The 17643-nt window shown below is 71.1% G+C and carries 14 protein-coding genes; 11 read left to right on the plus strand and 3 right to left on the minus strand.

The features are described from left to right. The 8 genes from J5V16_RS08815 (at nucleotide 1) to J5V16_RS08850 (ending at nucleotide 10942) form a co-directional block, all read left to right on the plus strand. Nucleotides 1-981, plus strand: a complete 981-nt coding sequence (locus tag J5V16_RS08815) for an ABC transporter ATP-binding protein (RefSeq protein ID WP_304605715.1) — start codon at nucleotides 1-3, stop codon at nucleotides 979-981. Beyond that, entirely contained in the window at nucleotides 978-1802 is an 825-nt protein-coding gene (locus J5V16_RS08820) for a M55 family metallopeptidase (RefSeq protein ID WP_208495736.1), read from the plus strand. Before J5V16_RS08815 ends, J5V16_RS08820 begins: the two co-directional genes overlap by 4 nt. Beyond that, nucleotides 1795-3108, plus strand: a complete 1314-nt coding sequence (locus J5V16_RS08825; RefSeq protein WP_208495737.1) for a M20/M25/M40 family metallo-hydrolase — start codon at nucleotides 1795-1797, stop codon at nucleotides 3106-3108. Before J5V16_RS08820 ends, J5V16_RS08825 begins: the two co-directional genes overlap by 8 nt. A gap of 12 nt (nucleotides 3109-3120) precedes the next feature. Then, nucleotides 3121-5103 carry a S9 family peptidase gene (locus J5V16_RS08830; protein WP_208495738.1) on the plus strand — a complete coding sequence of 661 codons (1983 nt, stop codon included), beginning with the start codon at nucleotides 3121-3123 and terminating at the stop codon, nucleotides 5101-5103. Further along, complete coding sequence (locus J5V16_RS08835) at nucleotides 5100-6023, plus strand: S66 peptidase family protein (protein WP_243900975.1); 924 nt, start codon at nucleotides 5100-5102, stop codon at nucleotides 6021-6023. Before J5V16_RS08830 ends, J5V16_RS08835 begins: the two co-directional genes overlap by 4 nt. 111 nt (nucleotides 6024-6134) lie before the next feature. Then, the gene (locus tag J5V16_RS08840) at nucleotides 6135-7910 is read left to right on the plus strand and encodes a glycoside hydrolase family 3 protein (RefSeq protein WP_208495739.1); all 1776 of its coding nucleotides are present in this window, start codon (nucleotides 6135-6137) and stop codon (nucleotides 7908-7910) included. Nucleotides 7911-7918: 8 nt separating this feature from the next. Next, on the plus strand, nucleotides 7919-9169 hold the full coding sequence (locus tag J5V16_RS08845; protein ID WP_408612403.1) for an exo-beta-N-acetylmuramidase NamZ family protein: 1251 nt from the start codon (nucleotides 7919-7921) through the stop codon (nucleotides 9167-9169). A gap of 27 nt (nucleotides 9170-9196) precedes the next feature. Next, nucleotides 9197-10942, plus strand: coding sequence for a serine hydrolase domain-containing protein (locus tag J5V16_RS08850; RefSeq protein WP_208495741.1), 1746 nt, complete (start codon nucleotides 9197-9199; stop codon nucleotides 10940-10942). A gap of 3 nt (nucleotides 10943-10945) precedes the next feature. Here J5V16_RS08850 and J5V16_RS08855 read toward each other — a convergent pair whose 3' ends face one another. Then, a complete protein-coding gene (locus J5V16_RS08855; protein ID WP_208495742.1) occupies nucleotides 10946-11944 on the minus strand; it encodes an SDR family oxidoreductase in 999 nt (332 codons plus the stop codon). Between the two features lie 232 nt (nucleotides 11945-12176). On the opposite strand from J5V16_RS08855, the gene J5V16_RS08860 reads away from it, so the two are divergent. Further along, complete coding sequence (locus tag J5V16_RS08860; protein WP_208495743.1) at nucleotides 12177-13634, plus strand: glycoside hydrolase; 1458 nt, start codon at nucleotides 12177-12179, stop codon at nucleotides 13632-13634. A 291-nt stretch (nucleotides 13635-13925) separates the two neighbouring features. Beyond that, nucleotides 13926-14444, plus strand: a complete 519-nt coding sequence (locus J5V16_RS08865; RefSeq protein ID WP_208495744.1) for an excalibur calcium-binding domain-containing protein — start codon at nucleotides 13926-13928, stop codon at nucleotides 14442-14444. Between the two features lie 148 nt (nucleotides 14445-14592). On the opposite strand, the gene J5V16_RS08870 is transcribed toward J5V16_RS08865, so the two are convergent. Beyond that, nucleotides 14593-15687, minus strand: coding sequence for a cellulose binding domain-containing protein (locus J5V16_RS08870; RefSeq protein ID WP_208495745.1), 1095 nt, complete (start codon nucleotides 15685-15687; stop codon nucleotides 14593-14595). Nucleotides 15688-15832: 145 nt separating this feature from the next. Between J5V16_RS08870 and J5V16_RS08875 the strand changes: the two genes are divergently transcribed. Further along, a complete protein-coding gene (locus J5V16_RS08875; RefSeq protein ID WP_208495746.1) occupies nucleotides 15833-16732 on the plus strand; it encodes an RNA polymerase sigma-70 factor in 900 nt (299 codons plus the stop codon). 88 nt (nucleotides 16733-16820) lie between these two features. Here the strand turns inward: J5V16_RS08875 and J5V16_RS08880 are convergent, their stop codons facing one another. Continuing rightward, entirely contained in the window at nucleotides 16821-17555 is a 735-nt protein-coding gene (locus tag J5V16_RS08880; RefSeq protein ID WP_208495747.1) for an SDR family oxidoreductase, read from the minus strand. Nucleotides 17556-17643 lie beyond the last annotated feature (88 nt).

The raw sequence follows: 17643 nt of genomic DNA on the forward strand, positions 1-17643 counted from the left end.
TTGACGGCCCGGGGGCTGCGGGTCGAGTTCGGGCTGCCGGGCGGGCGGGTCGCGCGGGCCGTGGACGGGGTGGACCTGGACGTGGCGCCGGGCGAGATCGTGGCGCTGGCGGGCGAGTCCGGTTGCGGCAAGACGACGTTGGCGCGGACCCTGCTGGGTCTGGAGCGCGCGACCGGAGGCACGGTCGCGTTCGACGGGGTGCCGCTGCGGTACTCGTCGCGGGCGTTGAAGGCGTACCGGCGGCGGGTGCAGCTGGTGCTGCAGGACCCGACGGGCGCGCTGAACCCGCGGCACACGGTGTACGACGCGGTGGCCGAGGGGCTGCGGATCCACGGGATCGGTGACGACGAGCCGGGCCGGGTGGCGGCGGCGCTGTCGCGGGCGGGCCTGCGCCCGCCGGAGCAGTTCTTCCTGGCGTACCCGCACGAGCTGTCGGGCGGGCAGCGCCAGCGCGTGGTGATCGCGGGGGCGCTGGTGCTGGAGCCGAGCCTGCTCATCGCGGACGAGCCGGTCGCCTCGCTGGACGCGTCGGTGCGCGGGGAGATCCTGGCGCTGCTGCTGCGGCTCAAGGAGGAGCAGGGCCTGGGGTCGCTCATCATCACGCACGACCTGGGTCTGGCGTGGAGCATCGCGGACCGGATCGCGATCATGTACTTGGGGCGGATCGTGGAGCAGGGGCCGGTCGAGCAGGTGCTCACGGCTCCGAGGCATCCGTATACGCGGGCGCTGGTGTCGGTCTTGCCGGACTCGCCCGTCGCCGAGCCGATCGTGCTGGCCGGGGAGCTGCCGGACGCGTCGAAGATCCCGGGCGGGTGCCGGTTCCGGCCGCGCTGCCAGGAGGTGGCGTCAGGGAACGCCGCGCCGGTGCTGCACCAGTGCACGGGCGAGGACCCGGAGGTCCTTGGGGCGGAGGCGAAACCGCATCTGGTCGCGTGCCATCTCGACCGCTCGTCGCACGCGGATGCGAGGATCGAAGTGTGAGGATTCTGATCAGCGCCGACATGGAGGGCGCCACGGGCGTCACCTGTCCCGACGACGTGCTGCCCGGGGGCCCGGGCTGGGAGCGGATGCGGCCGCTGTTCACCGACGAGGTGAACGCCGCCGTGGAGGGGCTGCACCGGGGCGGGGCGCGGGAGGTCGTGGTCAACGACGCGCACTGGTCGATGCGGAACCTCATGCCCGAGCGGTTCGAGTGGCCGGTGACGGTGATCAGCGGCCGGCACAAGGACCTGTCCATGATAGAGGGCGTGCGGGACGCGGACGCGGTGGTGTTCCTCGGCTACCACGCCGGGGCGGGCCTGGAGGGCGTGCTCGCGCACACCTACCTGGCGAACACGATCACGGGCGTGTGGCTCGACGGTGTGCGCGCGAGCGAGGGCCGGTTGAACGCGGCCGTGGCGGCCGAGTTCGGGGTGCCGGTGATCATGGTGACCGGCGACGACAAGACGATCGAGGACGCGCACGGGTACGCGCCCAAGGCGGTCGGCATCGCGGTGAAGGACTGCATCTCGCGGTATGCGGCGGCGTGCCGGACTCCGAAGTGGGCGGTACGCGCGATCCGCAAGGGCGCGGCTGAGGCGGTGGCGCTGGCCGGGCGGCGCGAGGCCGTGGTCGAGCCGCACCGGATCGAGGTCGAGTTCGACGCCGAGCACCTGGCCGCGGCCGTCACGGTCATCCCGGGCGTGGAGCGGTGCGGTGAGCGGCGGGTCGGCTTCGAACTGCCCACGATGTACGAGGCCATCCGGTGCTTCAAGGCCGTCACGACGATCGCCTCGGCGGCGATGGAGGAGCAATATGGGTGAGCCGATCGGCGAGGAGGCGCTCGACGAGGTCGTGAGGTTCACGTCGGAGCTGATCCGGATCGACACCACCAATCACGGTGGCGGGGACGGGAACGAGCGCGAGGCCGCCGAGTACGCGGCCGCGAAGCTGGCCGAGGTCGGCGTCGAGTCGCAGATCCTGGAGAAGGCCCCGGGCCGGTCCAATGTGGTCGCCCGTATCGAGGGAACCGACCCGGGGGCTCCGGCGCTGCTGGTGCACGGGCACATGGACGTGGTCCCGGCCGAGGCCGCTGACTGGAGCGTGCACCCGTTCTCCGGGGAGGTCCGCGACGGGATGCTCTGGGGCCGGGGCGCGATCGACATGAAGAGCATGAACGCGATGGTCCTCGCGGCCGTGCGCGCGTGGGCGAAGGCCGGGGTCGAGCCGCGGCGGCCGATCGTCGTGGCGTTCACCGCCGACGAGGAGGCCAGCGCCGAGTACGGGGCGGGGTACCTCGCGGACGCGCACGCGGAGCTGTTCGCGGGCTGCACCGAGGGCGTCTCTGAGTCGGGCGGGTTCACGTTCCACGGCGGGAACGGGCTGCGGCTCTACCCGATCGCGGCGGGCGAGCGGGGCACGGCGTGGCTGCGGCTGACCGCCGGGGGCACGGCCGGGCACGGCTCGAAGGCCAACCCGGACAACGCGGTCGCGAAGCTGGCGGCCGCGGTCGCGCGGATCGGCGCGCACGAGTGGCCGCTGCGGTTGACGCCCACGGTGCGGGCGGCGCTCACCGAGCTGGCCGCGGTGTACGGCGCCGAACCGGACCTCGACGACGTGGACGGGCTCCTCGCGAAGCTCGGCCCGGCCGCGCAGTTGGTCGAGTCGACGCTGCGCAACAGCGCGAACCCGACCGTGCTGCGGGCCGGGTACAAGGTCAACGTGATCCCCGAGCACGCCTATGCCGAAGTGGACGGCCGGGTGCTGCCCGGCGGCGAGGCCGAGTTCGAGGCGACCATGGACGAGCTGTGCGGACCCGACGTGCGCTGGGAGTACCAGCACCGCACGCAGCCGCTCGCCGCGCCGGTCGACTCCCCGACGTTCGCCGCGATGCGCGCGGCGGTGCGGAAGTTCGACCCCGAGGGGCTCCCGGTGCCGTTCTGCATGTCCGGCGGGACCGATGCGAAGCAGTTCGCGCAGCTGGGCATCACCGGGTACGGGTTCTCCCCGCTCGGCCAGACCGCGGAGCTCGGGTACGGTCGGCTCGCGCACGGCGTCGACGAGCGGGTCCCGGTCGAGGGCCTGCGGTTCGGGCTCAAGGTCCTGGACGACTTCCTGCGCAACGCCTGAGAAAGGTCGCTCATGAGCAAGCAGTCCCCTTACGGCGCTTGGGAATCCCCGATCACCGTGCAGATGGTCGCGGCCGCCGAAGGGCGGCCGGGGCACCTCGGCGCGGTCGGCGGCGAGCTGTGGTGGACCGAGCCGCGCCCCGACGAGGGCGGGCGGCGGGCGCTGATGCGCCGCACCGAGGACGGGACCGCCGTGTCGGTCCTGCCCCCGCCGTGGAACGTGCGCAACCGGGTCCACGAGTACGGCGGGCGGCCGTGGGCGGGCGCGATCCTCGAGGACGGCTCGCCGATCGTGGTCTTCACGAACTTCGACGACCAGCGCCTGTACGTGTTCGAGCCCGACAGGGGCGGCGAGCCACGGCCGGTCTCGCCCGCGCCCGAGCGGCCCGGGGGGCTGCGCTGGTCCGATCCGGTGATCGACCTCGAGCGGTTCGAGGCGTGGGCTGTCATGGAGCAGCACACCGGGCCGGAGCCGACCGACGTGCGGCGGGTGCTCGCCGCCGTGGGCCTGACCGGCCGCGGCGAAGCGGCGGCGGTGCGGGAGCTGACCGACGACGCGTACCGGTTCCTCACCGGCCCCAAGCTCAGTCCGGACGGCGGCTCGGTCGCGTGGATCGCCTGGAACCACCCGCACATGCCTTGGGACGAGACGGAACTGCGGGTCGCGGAGGTCACCGGGGACGGGTCGCTGGCGGAGGTCCGCACGGTCGCCGGGGGCGAGGGCGAGGCGATCGCGCAGGCGGAGTGGTCGCGCGACGGCACGCTCGTGTTCACCGGGGACCGCACCGGCTGGTGGAACCTGCACTGGATCGACCCGTTCACCGGCGAGTCCGGCACGGTCCACGAGGCCGAGGCGGAGTTCGCGGGGCCGATGTGGGACCTGGGCAAGCGCTGGTTCCAGATCCTCGCCAGCGGCGACATCGCGGCCGTGCACGGCAAGGGCGAGGGCCGGCTGGGCGTGTTCGACGCGTGGGACCGGAAGATGAACCTCGTCGACGGGGCTTGGACCGAGTGGGCGCCGGGGATAGCCGCGGTCGGCGACCGCGTGTACGGCCTGGCCGCGACCCCGCACACCGGCTACGAGGTGGTCGAGGTCGACGCGGTGAACGGCACGGCGCGGGTCATCGCCGCCGCGAATGAGGACATCGTGGACCGGGCGTACTATCCGGTCCCCGAGGACCGGACGTTCACCGGGCCGGGCGGGCGCGAGATCCACGCGCACGTCTACCCGCCCCGCAACCCCGACTACGAAGGGCCGGAAGGCGAACTGCCGCCCTTTGCGGTGTGGGTCCACGGCGGGCCGACCAGCCATGTGCGGGCGGTGCTCGACATGGAGCTGGCCTACTTCACCTCGCGCGGCATCGGCGTCGTCGAGGTCAACTACGGCGGCTCCACCGGCTACGGCCGCGAGTACCGGGAGCGGCTGCGCGAACGCTGGGGCGAGGTGGACGTGGAGGACTGCGCGGCCGTCGCGCGGGCGCTGGCCGCCGAGGGCACCGCCGATCCCGCGCGGATCGCGATCCGGGGCGGCAGCGCGGGCGGCTGGACCGCCGCCGCGTCGCTCACCTCCCCTGCGGCCCAGGGGGTCTACGCGTGCGCGGTGGTGAAGTACCCGATCCTCGACCTCTCCGGCTGGACCGGGAACGGCACGCACGACTTCGAGTCGCAGTACGTGTACTCGCTCGTGGGCGGGCCGGACGTGCTCGAGGAGCGCTCATTCCTGCGCTCGCCGGTGCACCACGCCGACCGCATCGAGGTCCCGTTCCTGCTGCTGCAGGGCCTGGACGACGAGATCTGCCCGCCCGAGCAGGCCGAGCGGCTGCTCCGGGCGGTCGAGGGCCGGGGCGTGCCGCACGCCTACCGCACGTACGAGGGCGAGCAGCACGGCTTCCGCCGAGACGCCACGGTCATCGACGCGGTGCTCGCCGAACACGCCCTGTACGCGCGGGTCTTCGCGTTCCCCGGCCCGGACTTCGAACTGGAGCTGAAGCCTTGAGCCTCAAGCCGCTGCGCCGTCCGAGGCGGCTCGTCCCGGGCGACCGGGTCGCGATCGTCTCCCCCGCGAGCCCGTACCCCGAGGGCGCGCTGGACGCCGGGCTCGCGGTCCTGCGGAGCTGGGGCCTGGAGCCGGTCCTCATGCCCCATGCGGACGCGAGCACCGGGTTCCTGGCCGGCGCAGACGCCGACCGGGCCGCGGACTTCGCGAAGGCCTGGCTGGACCCGTCCTTCGCGGCCGTGGTCGCCGCGCGCGGCGGGTACGGCTCGCAGCGGATGGTCGAGCTCGTCGACTGGGCCGCGCTGGCCTCGGCCGAACCGAAGGCGTTCGTGGGCTTCAGCGACATGACCGCGATGCACGAGGCGATCGCCCTCGAACTCGGCGTCGCCTCCATTCACGGGCCGATGCCGAGCTGGTCGCTGTTCGCATCGGACGCGGCAATGCGGGAGCACCTGCGGGCGACACTGTTCGAACCCGAACGGGTGCAGCGGATCGTGTCGCCCACAGCGAAGCCGCTGCGGGGCGGCACGGCCACCGGGATCACCTTCGGGGGCACGCTGACGCTCCTGGCCGCCGAGGCCGGGACGTACCACCACCGGCAGGACGTGGGCGGCGGCCTGCTGCTCCTCGAGGACGTCGGCGAAGCGCCCTACCGGATCGACCGGGCGCTGACCCAGCTCGAACGGACCGGGTACCTGGACGACATCGGCGGAGTCCTGCTCGGCTCGTGGGCCGACTGCGGGCCGTACGAGGAGGTCCGCGCGGTCCTTCGCGACCGCTTCGCGGGACTGCACCTCCCGGTGGTCGAGGAGTTCGGGTTCGGGCACTGCGCCGGTTCGCTGTCGATCCCGTTGGGGCTCAGGGCGACCTTGGACGCCGATGCCGGGACCCTCCACTTCGCGGAGCCTGCCCTCGACTGAACACTTTTGAAAATTCTTTCCGTAGTCTTGCCTTCACGTGAAGTTTTCTGCCAGGATGAGCCGATCGGGTCAAGTAGGTCAAAAAAGGACCCGCCCCACCTGGAGGAGCCCATGACGCATCCCCGCCGGACCGTGCTCGCAGCCGCCCTCGGCGCCGCCGCGGCCGCCGCCACCGCGAGCGCCGCCCAAGCCCACGGCGACAAGGGAGAGAAGCGGTTCGTCAAGCGCCGCTTGAAGGCCATGAGCCTCGAAGAGAAAGTGGGCCAGCTGTTCACGGTGTACGCGTACGGGCGCACCGCCGACACCACGGACGCCGCCGACGTCGCCAAGAACCAGGAGACGCACGGCGTGGACAACGCCGCCGAGCTCATCGCCGCCTACAAAGTGGGCGGCATCATCTACTTCACCTGGTCGAACAACGTCGCGAACCCCGCCCAGATCACGGGCCTCTCCAACGGCCTCCAGGCCGCGTCTACAGCGGACGGCGGCGAGCCGCTGCTCATCGCCACCGACCAGGAGCACGGCCTGGTCGTGCGGATCACCGCGCCCGCGACGCAGCTGCCCGGCGCGATGGCGCTCGGCGCGACCCACGACAACGCGGCCGCCTACGACGCGGCCGTCATCAGCGGCACCGAGCTGCGCGCCATGGGCCTCAACCTGAACTTCGCGCCGGACGCGGACGTCAACGTCAACCCGGCGAACCCGGTGATCGGCGTGCGCTCCTTCGGGTCCGACGCCGAGCACGTCGCCGGATTCGCCGCCGCCCAGGTCGAGGGCTACCAGGCGCGCGGCGACCTCGCCGCGACGGTGAAGCACTTCCCCGGGCACGGCGACACCGAGGACGACAGCCACACCGACCTGCCGCGGATCGACCACACCTACGAGGAGTGGCAGGCGATCGACGCGCCGCCGTTCCGCGCCGCCGTCGAGTCCGGGGTCGGCGCGATCATGAGCGCCCACATCCAGTTCCCCGCCCTCGACCCGACACTGACGCCCGCCACCCTCTCCAAGCCGATCCTCACCGGACTGCTGCGCGAGGAGCTGGGCTACGAGGGCGTCATCGTCACCGACTCCCTCGCCATGGAAGGCGTGCGCGAAGGCTACGGCGACGACCGCATCCCCGTTCTCGCCCTCCTCGCCGGGATCGACATGCTGCTCATGCCCGTCGACCTCGACCTGGCCTACAACGCGGTCCTCGCCGCCGTCGCCTCCGGCGAGCTCACCGAGGCCCGCATCGACGAGTCCGTGACACGCATCCTCGGCCTCAAGTACCGGCTCGGGCTCTACGACGACCCCTACGCCGACCCCGGCGAGGTCGCCTCCATCGTGGGCGTCCCCGCGCACCTCGAAGCGGCCCAAGCGCTCTCGGACCGGACCACGACCCTCGTCACCAACGACGGGACGCTGCCGATCCCCACCGACGGCGGCGCGCTCCTCGTCACCGGCTGGGGCGAGACCACCACCAACGTGCTCACCGCCGAGTTCGCCGAGCGCGGCTTCTCCCCCACCCGCGTCGTCACCGGCATCGCCCCGACCCAGGCGCAGATCGACACGGCCGTCGCCGCGGCCGACGGGAAGGCGTTCATCGTGGTGAGCACCAACGGGGTCGGCGACAACCCCGGCCAGGTCGCGCTCGTCAAGGCGCTCGCCGCCACCGGCGTGCCGGTCGTGGCGCTCGGGGTCCGCAACCCGTACGACATCGCGCACCTCACCGAGGACGTCAACGCCTACCTGGCGACCTACTCGTACTCGGCCGACGGGCTCGAATCGGCCGTCGCCGCCGTCCTCGGCCACCTCGACCCGCAAGGGCGGCTGCCCGTCGACATCCCGCGCGCGGACGACCCCGAATCGGTCCTGTTCGCCTTCGGCCACGGCCTCTCGTACTAGTGAAGGGGATCGTCATGCAGCGCAGGAGGCTCCTGGGGAGCGCACTGGCCGGGGCCGCGCTCGCGACCACCGCCGCCGTCCCGGCCGCCGCGGGCGGCAGGCGGGTCCGCACCGGCATCGAAGTGCTCGCCGAGGACGGCTTCGCCGCACTCGCCGGCCAGAAGGTCGGCGTCGTCTCCAACCCCACCGGCGTGCTCCCCGACCTGAGCCACGAAGTGGACCTCATGCACGCCAGCGGCCGAGTGGACCTCGTGGCCGTGTTCGGACCCGAGCACGGCTTCCGCGGGGTCTCCCAGGCCGGCGAGGGCGAGGACTTCTTCCTCGACCCGAAGACCGGCATCCCGGTCTACAACGCCTACAACAACAAGGACCAGATGGCAGCGCTGCTGGCCGAGGCCGGTGTCGAGACGCTGGTCTTCGACATCCAGGACGTCGGCTCGCGGTTCTACACCTACATCTGGACCATGTACCTCGCGCTCGAGGCGGCCGGGCAGCTCGGACTGCGGTTCGTCGTGCTCGACCGGCCGAACCCGGTCACCGGCCGGGAGGCGAGCGGGCCGGTCCTCCACCCCGAGCACGCCACGTTCGTGGGGCTCAAGCCGATCGCGCAGCGGCACGGCATGACCGTGGGCGAACTCGCGTCCCTGTTCAACGGCGAGTTCGTCGCGACCCCGGCGGACCTCACCGTCGTGAAGATGCGCGGCTGGAAGCGGGACATGCACTTCGAGGAGACCGGCCTGCCGTGGGTGCCGCCGTCCCCCAACATGCCCACCGCGGCCACGGCGCTCGCCTACCCGGGGACGTGCCTGTTCGAGGCGACCGCGCTCTCGGAGGGGCGCGGCACGACCAAGCCGTTCGAACTGCTCGGCGCTCCCGGGATCGACCACGCCTGGGCCGAGGCGGTGCAAGGCCTCCCGGGCGCCCGGTTCCGCGAGGCGTACTTCACGCCTACGTTCTCGAAGTGGGCGGGCAAGGTCTGCGGCGGCGTCGAGCTGCAGGTGACCTCCAGGAGGGATTTCGACCCGATCCGGACGGCGCTGGCGATGATCATCGCGCAGCGGCGGGCCTTCCCGCAGTACGGGTGGCGCTCGCAGGACACGACCTCGTTCTGGCTGGACAAGCTGACAGGGAACCAGGCCGTGCGCCTGGCGATCGAGGCGGGCGCCGACGTCGACGAGGTGACGACGCTGTGGGCCGAGGAATTGGATGCGTTTTCCGAGCAAAGAGAGTCGTATTTGCTCTATCGCCGCACCGCTTAGTGATGGCACGATAACCAGGAGACACGAATGCAGCGTCGAACCATGCTCGGGGGCGCGGCGGGGGCGGCGCTGGCGCTCGCGCTGGCCTCCCGCGCCAACGCCGAGGAGATCCCCTCCATGCCCGAACTCACCGGCCCGCCAACGGCCGGCCCCTACGACGTGACGTTCCCTGAAAACCCTGCTCAGCTGCGGTACGGCTCGTGCGGCGACGCCCGCCTCACCACCGCCCACATCGCCCGAATCACCCCCGGCCTCGAGTCGTTCATGTCGGGGCCGGCGCCCGCGTTCCCCGGCTACACCGTGCTCGCCGCGCGTGACGGCGTGGTCGTCGAGCACGCGGCCGGCGGGCACCGGCTGCGCTACTCCGGCTGGGACGAGGCGGCGAAGACGGCGATCGAGCTGCCGCCCGCCGAGTGGCTGCCCGCCGAGACCGGCACGGTCTACGACCTCGCGTCGATCTCGAAGCTGTTCACCGCCACCGTCACCGGCGCGCTCATGGACGAGGGCCTCATCGACCTCAAACTGCCCGTCGTGGAGTACCTGCCCGACTTCGACGCGCTCGACCCGCAGAAGACCCCGATCACCCTGGGGCACCTGCTCTCCCACACCTCCGGGATGATCGCCTTCATCAACCTGTACAGCCTGCCCGACGAGCAGGCGCGCATGGAGGCGATCTACGCGCGGCCGCTGCGCCGCCCGCCCGGCAGCGGCTACGAGTACTCCGACCTCAACCTCATCGTGCTCGGCAAGATCCTCGAGATCGTGGCCGAGAAGCCCCTCGACGCGCTCGTCAACGAGCTCATCTGCGAACCCTTGGGGCTCAAGGACACCGGGTACAACCCGGCCGACCGGGCGCGGACCGCCGCCACCGAGTACCAGCCCTGGACCGGCCGCGGCATGGTCCACGGCGAGGCGCACGACGAGAACGCGTGGGCGTTCGGCGGCGTCGCCGGGCACGCCGGCGTCTTCGCCACCGCCTGGGACCTCGCGGTCTTCGGGCAGATGATCCTCAACGGCGGCCGCTACGGCGGCGCCGAGGTCCTCACCCAGAACACCGCGCGGCTCGTCTTCACCGACATGAACGCCGGCATGGGCGACAGCGCCGCGCGCGGCCTCGGCTGGCAGCTCGGCCAGCGCTGGTACATGGACGCGATGAGCTCGCCGGTCACGGTGGGGCACACCGGGTACACGGGCACGTCGCTCGTGCTCGACCCGCTGGCGGGGACGATGCTGGTGCTGCTGACGAACCGGGTCCACCCGACGCGGAACTGGGGCACGGCGAGCGCGTACCGGCGGGCGGCGAGCCGCCCGATGGGCCGGGCGGTGCCGGTGAAGCCGAAGACCGGGCGCACGGCCTGGTATGCGGGGCAGGCGGATGCGGTGACCGCGACGCTGACGGCGGTGCTGCCGCGCGCGACTTCGGGGGCGAAGGCGTCGTTCGCGCTGTGGTACGACACCGAGGCGACTGACGAGGCGGTGCTGGAGGCGAGCGCCGACGGCGCGACGTGGACGGCGGTGCCGCTGTCGCTGCGCACGGAGGACCACTGCTGGCGGACCGAGGGCGTGTTCTCGGGGTTCGCGGGGCGGCAGTGGATCCAGGCGGAGGCGGTACTGCCGGACCGGACGGCGCGGGTGCGGTGGCGGTACACGAGCGACCCGGCGTACCAGGGGCGCGGCGTGTACGTCGACAAGGTGCGGGTGAAGGAGGGCCGCGCCCTCCTGTGCGAGGACGCGGACCTGGTGCCGGACGGCTGGGAGCTGGCGGGCGACTAGTCGCTACATCGCCTTGGGGGTGTAGCGGTCGGCGAGCCAGTCCATGGTCCTGTCGGCTTCGGCGTCGACGGTCTGGTGCTCGGGGTGCGCGTCGTACCACTCGATCACTTCGCGGGCGCCGAGCTTGTAGGGGGTGGCGCCGAGGCCGAACTGGGGCACGAGGCGCTTGACCTTGGCGTTGTCGAAGACCATGGAGTGGGCCTTGTCGCCGAGGAGGCCGGCGCCCCAGTGGGGGTCGGCGGCGGCGATGGCGTCGCTGGGGACGTGCACGAGGCGGGGTTCGGCGCCGGCGGCTTCGGCGACCCAGCCGAAGATCTGGTTCCAGGTGGGGGCCTCGTCGCCGGTGATGTGGAAGGCCTCGCCGATCGCGTCGTCGCGGCCGAGGAGGCCGGTGAAGCCGACGGCGAAGTCGCGGGCGTGGGTGATGGTCCACAGCGAGGTGCCGTCGCCGTGGACGATGACGGGCTTGCCCTGGCGCATGCGCTCGACCACGGTCCAGCCGCCGTCGAAGGGCAGCATGGTCTCGTCGTAGGTGTGGGAGGGGCGGATGATCGTGGCGGGGAAGCCGGTGTCGCGGTAGGCGGCGACGAGCAGGTCCTCGCAGGCGATCTTGTCGCGGGAGTACTGCCAGTAGGGGTTGCGCAGCGGGGTGGACTCGGTGACGGGCAGGGACGCGGGCGGGGTCTGGTAGGCGCTGGCGGAGCTGATGAAGAGGTACTGGCCGGTGCGGTCGGCGTAGAGCTCGATGTCGCGCTCGACCTGCGCGGGGGTGAAGTTGACCCAGTTGACGACGGCGTCGAAGGTGCGGTCGGCGAGGGCTTCGCGGACGGAGGCGGGGTCGTTGGCGTCGCCGGTGAGGATGGCGACTTCGGCGGGGAGGGTGCGCTCGGCGGTGCGGCCGCGGTTGAGGACGGTGACGTCCATGCCCTGGCGCACGGCCTCGCGCACGCAGGAGGTGGAGATGCGGCCGGTACCGCCGATGAACAGCACGCTGACGCTCACGTGAAACCCCTTTCGGTCGCTGACGGCCCCACCCTACCGTTGTGCGCGTCGCGGGTGGCGGCTCTGCCGGGACCGGACCGCGAGCGCCTGGATTCGAATTTACATTCGTCGATCCGATCGCGTCCGTGCGCTAGGGTTCCACTTCTTCTCATGCTTTATCGAAGGAGTTGACTTTCTCGATTGCGGGTGCGATCATCGGGTTCTCTCACCGCCCGAGCCAATGGAGGCCCGCATGCGTCGCCGCACACTCATCACCGCCGCCGGAGTCGGCGCCGTCGCTTCGGGGGCCGTCGCGTCCTCGGCGCAGGCCGACTACACGACCACCCCGGTGCCGACGACGAACTGGGGCACCTGGGAAGGCTGGGGCACTTCGCTGGCCTGGTGGGGCAAGGCCTTCGGCAACCGCAACGACCTCGCGGACATCATGTTCACCCGCAACACAGTGGCCTTCGGCGGCGCGAACCTGCCGGGCCTGGGCCTCAACATCGTGCGCTACAACGCGGGCGCGTGCTCCACCAACTCGATCAACGGCGAGTCGATGGTCGTCTCGCCCAACATGATGCGCTCGCGCCAGATCGACGGCTACTGGCTCGACTGGAACTCCAGCGACCCGGCGTCCGCGAGCTGGAACTGGTTCGTAGACAGCGCCCAGCGCAACCTCGTGTGGAAGGCCCGCGACCGCGGCGCGAACATCTTCGAGCTGTTCTCGAACTCGCCGATGTGGTGGATGTGCGTGAACCACAACCCCTCCGGCGGCGCTGACGGGAACGCCGACAACCTCCAGTCCTGGAACCGGCGGCAGCACGCCGTCTACATGGCCACCATCGCGAAGTACGCCCACGACAACTGGGGCGTCGACTTCGACTACGTGGACCCCTTCAACGAGCCCATCGCGAACTGGTGGACCGCCACCGGCACCCAGGAGGGCTGCCACTTCAACGTCGCGACCCAGTCGATCGTCATCGACCATCTGCGGGCCGAGCTCGATGCGCGCGGCCTCTCGTGGATGCCGATCACCGCCTCCGACGAGTCCCTGTACGACCAGGCCGTGAGCACCTGGAACGGGCTCACGGCCTCCGCGAAGGGCAAGATCACCAAGGTCAACGTCCACGGCTACCAGTACGAGAACGGCCGCCGCGACTCGGTGTACAACGCCGTCAGCGCCGCAGGGAAGAAGCTCTGGAACTCCGAGTACGGCGAGAGCGACGCCACCGGCATGCGCTTGGCGCGCAACCTGAACCTCGACTTCCGCTGGCTGCACCCGACCGCGTGGTGCTACTGGCAGGTCCTCGACGGCGGCGGCTGGGGCCTCATCGAGGCCAACAACGAGACCGGCACGCTCGGCTCGGCGAACGCCAAGTACTTTGTGTACGCCCAGTACGCCCGCCACATCCGCCCCGGCATGCGCATCATCGACGGCGGCGAGGCCAACACGGTGGCGGCCTACGACGCCGCCGCGCGGCGGCTCGTGCTCGTCACCACCAACTACGGCACGGCACAAACGATCACGTACGACCTCTCGCGCTTCGCCACTGTCCCTAATGGAACCGTCACCCGCTGGTCGACCCAGACCGGCGGCTCCGAGCGGTACGCGCGGTACACGGACACGCAGGTCGCCTCCAAGCGTTTCTCGCGGGCGTTCCCGGCGAACACGGTGCAGACCTTCGAGATCGAGGGCGTGGTGCTCTAAAGCGCCTCTCCAGCCCAGCGCGCTTTGGCTGTTTTCGGCATGGTCGTCCCGTGCCGAAAACAGCCGGGCCGCACCCGATCGCCCTTCGCGACCAGGGGGCCCGCACTTCGATTTCGAATCTTGCGTGCTCGACCGCAGTCGCCGACCTATCCTTCGAGGGAGGCCCCAGAGGGGTCGTCGAATAGCACGAAAGCGATGCTATTGGAGGTAGTGATGCGATCACCGTCCTCGCCGTCAGTCCACAACAGACGGCACGAAACGCAACCTCACCGCAATCGTCTACTGCCTCGAGTGCTGCTCGAAGCAGCGGGGGTCATGACGCTCGCCCTGGGTGTCATCGCGGCTTCGCCCGCAGGCGGAGAACGAACGCAAGACCGGGAAGTCGCCCGCGACTTCGAACTGGTCGACTTCCAGCCGCTAGACGAGGAAGCGATGATGGAGGAGTCGGACGACGGCGCCTCCGGCGAAACGTCGATGGACGACACCGACGAACAATCGGCCGCAGAGTCGGATCCGAACTTCGAGTACGAGAACTGCGACGCGGCTCGCGATGCGGGAGCGGCTCCCGTCCTCGAAAGCGAACACGGGTTCGGCGAGCACCTGGACGCCGACAACGATGGCGTCGGATGCGAGAACTGGACCGGAACCGGGCAGGACTCCGAGGGATCGGGCCAGGCTCCTCAGGATTCCCAGTACGACAACTGCACCGAGGCTCGCGCTGACGGGGCGAACGACATCCCCGCGACCGACGATCGGTACGCAGAGCACCTGGACGGCGACAGTGACGGGATCGCTTGCGAAAGCCAGTGACCGCCACGAAACGTCAGCGCCGCTCACCCGCCGGGTGAGCGGCGCCATGCGTCAACGGTAGAACGAGGGCGTGCCGTACCCAGGCGGAACGCGAAAGCATCCGCCGGGCGCCCTGCTCGGCGCCCGGCGGCGGTGCCGGGCCGTGGGGCTAGGACAGGATCGGGTCGAGGGCCTCGAACCAGTTGGCGGCGAGTTTGACGTACCCGTCCTCGTCGGGGTGGACGCCGTCGTAGGTGTCGACGGCGGGGTCGAAGCCGGTCCACTGGTCGACCACGACGATCGGGGACTCGGCCGTGGTGAGCCCGGCGGCCCAGCCCGGGATGGTGGCGTTGAAGTCGATCGCGCGCTGCGGGCAGTCGGTGCAGCCGAAGGACGGGTCGGGGTGGAGCGGGATGATCTGCGCGACGAGGATGACCGCGTCGGGGTTGAGTTCGCGCAGGTCGGCGACGATCTGCGTGTAGGCCGCGAGGATCTGCGAGGGCGGGATCGCCGACCAGACGTCGTTCGTGGCGAAGTGCATCATGAGCACGTCGGGGGTGTGCTGCTCCAGCCAGCCGCGCACGCTGCCGTTGTTCACCGACTGGGTGACCAGGAAGCCGCCGTGACCCTCGTGGTCGGGGTCGGAGCCGGCCGGGTTGCAGGCCTGGGAGAGGGAGCCGACGAAGTCGACCTCGTGGCCGGCCTGGTCGAGGAGGTCCCAGAGGTTGCCGCGCCAGCAGCCGGGGCTGCCGGTGATGGAGTCGCCGAGGGGCATGATCGTGACGGGCTCGCCGGGCGGGTCGACGGTGGGTGTCGCGGTCGGGTCGGTGGGTCCGCCGGTGGGTTCGGACTGGCCGTCGCAGAGATCGCCGTTGACAGCGATGCCCTGCGGTGCGGCGGTGCTGCCGGAGCCGATGAAGCCGAAGACCTCGCGGGTCTGGCCGGAGCCGATCTGCGCGTTCCAGCCGACGTCGGCGCCGCTGAAACCGGTGCCGGACTGGTTCCAGTCGACGTTCCAGGCGCTGGAGACGGTGGTTCCGGCCGGGAAGTCCCAGGTGATCTCCCAGCCGTCGATCGGTTCGGCGGCGGTGACGGCGACGTTCGCCTGGAACCCGCTGCCCCAGCTACTGACGACCTTGTACTCGACTTCGCAGCCGTCCTCGGCCTGGGCCTGGTTGGCGGTGGCGATCGTCAGCGCGCCTGCGCCGAGGGCCGCGACCGCGGCGGTGGTGAGGGCCAGCCGCCTGCTTCGTTTGACATCCATATCGCAACGTCCTTTCGGGAGCGCTCCCGGAGATCGTAGCGAGATTTAATTAACGTAGTCAAGTATATGAATACGGTGTGCGCGCGGGGCGGCGCCGCCCGCCCGCGGAGTACGCTCCGGAGCGGGCGAGCGGAAGGGGCGCGGTGTGTCGACTGAGGCGGAGCGGCGGCCGGACGACGCGCTCGACGAGGCCGCGGCGGTCTTCACCGAGGTGCGGCCGCGCCTGTTCGGCATCGCCTACCGGATGCTCGGCAGCGCCGCCGAAGCCGAGGACCTCGTGCAGGAGGTCTGGCTCCGCTGGCAGGCATACGACCGGGCGCGGGTCGAGCACCCCGGGGCGTTCCTCGCGACCACCACCACGCGCCTCGCCATCAACGCGCTCAAGTCGGCGCGGGCCCGGCGCGAAACCTACATCGGGCCGTGGCTGCCCGAACCGGTCGACACCGAGGCCGACCCGTACCTGGGCGCCGAGCGCGGCGAGGCCCTGGAGTTCGCGTCGCTGCTGCTCATGGAACGGCTCTCCCCCAACGAGCGCGCCGCGTACGTGCTGCGGGTGGCCTTCGACTACCCGTACGCGCAGATCGCGGAGATCGTGGGGGTGAATGAGGCCGCCGTGCGGCAGCTGGTGAGCCGGGCGCGCAAGCACGTGGCGCTGGGGCGGCGCACGCCGGTGCAGCGAGACGAGCAGCGCCGGCTCCTGTCCGCGTTCCTCGCCGCGGCGAAGTCCGGCGACATGGGCGAGCTCGAGAAGCTGTTCGCGGCCGACGTGACGAGCCTGTCCGACGGCAATGGCGCGCATCAGGTCTCGCGGCGGCCGGTGGTCGGCGCGGTGCGGGTCGCGAAGTTCCTCGTGGCCATCGCGAGCTGGTTCTGGGAGGCCCTCGAGATCGAGCTGGTCGAGGTCAACGGCCAGACCGGCGCGGTGCTGCGCCGCGACGGCGAGGTGTACGGGGTCATCACCGTCAGCGCCTCCGATGCGGGCATCAACCAGGTGCTGTGGATGGTGAACCCCGAGAAGCTGACGGCGCTGCCGCGACGGGATTGAAAGGCGGGCCCGCGCTCGGGCCTGTCCTGCGGAGCCGTATGACGATCGGATCGATCCGCAGGACAGGCCTGGACGCGGGCCCGACCGGCTAACGCGCGAGCCACTCCCGGTAGGTGGTCTTCGTGATCACGGCGTCCCCCTTGGGCACCAGGGCGTCGCCCTTGACGGCGGCGAACAGCCCGGCCGTGTCGTCGACGACGACCTTGCGCGAGTCGCCATGGGCCGCAAGGGTGATCCGGCCGATCTCGTCGAGGGTGAACACCTCGGGCCCGGCCACGTCGCGCGTGCCCTGGAGCGGGGCGCCCGCCGCCGCCTTGGCCACCGCCGCGGCGATCTCCGCCGCCGCGATCGGCTGCATCGGCGTGGCGGGCAAGCGCACGGTGGTGTCGTCCGAGGTCCAGGACATCGTCGCCTCCATGAACTCGAAGAACTGCGTGGACCGCACGATCGTGTAAGGCACGGGCCCGGCCTTGAGCAGGTCCTCCTGGAGCGTCTTCGCCCGGTAGTAATCAAGGTCGGGCACGAGGTCCACGCCGACGATCGAGAGGATCAGCGCGTGGCCGACCCCGGCCTCGTCGGCGGCCTTGATCATGTTGTCCATGCTCTTCTGGAAGAACTCGAACGACGCCTCGTCGAAGGTCGGCGAGTTCGTCAGGTTGACCACGACGTCTGCGCCGTCCAGCGCCTCCGCCATGCCCTTCCCTGTCAGCACGTCGAGCCCGGTCGACGGCGAGTGCGGCACCGCCTCGTGGCCGTGGCCGTTCAGCAGGTCCACGACCTGCGATCCGACGCGCCCAGTGCCGCCGATGACAGCGATCTTCATGATGTCCTCCTCTTCGCAGGAGCGGTTCGCCGCCCCGATACGAGCTAGGACAAGGCAGCTCCGCGGTTTGTGACAGGAGGAGCGAAAA

This window comes from Glycomyces niveus (assembly GCF_017592475.1).
Taxonomy (GTDB): Bacteria; Actinomycetota; Actinomycetes; order Mycobacteriales; family Micromonosporaceae; genus Glycomyces; species Glycomyces niveus.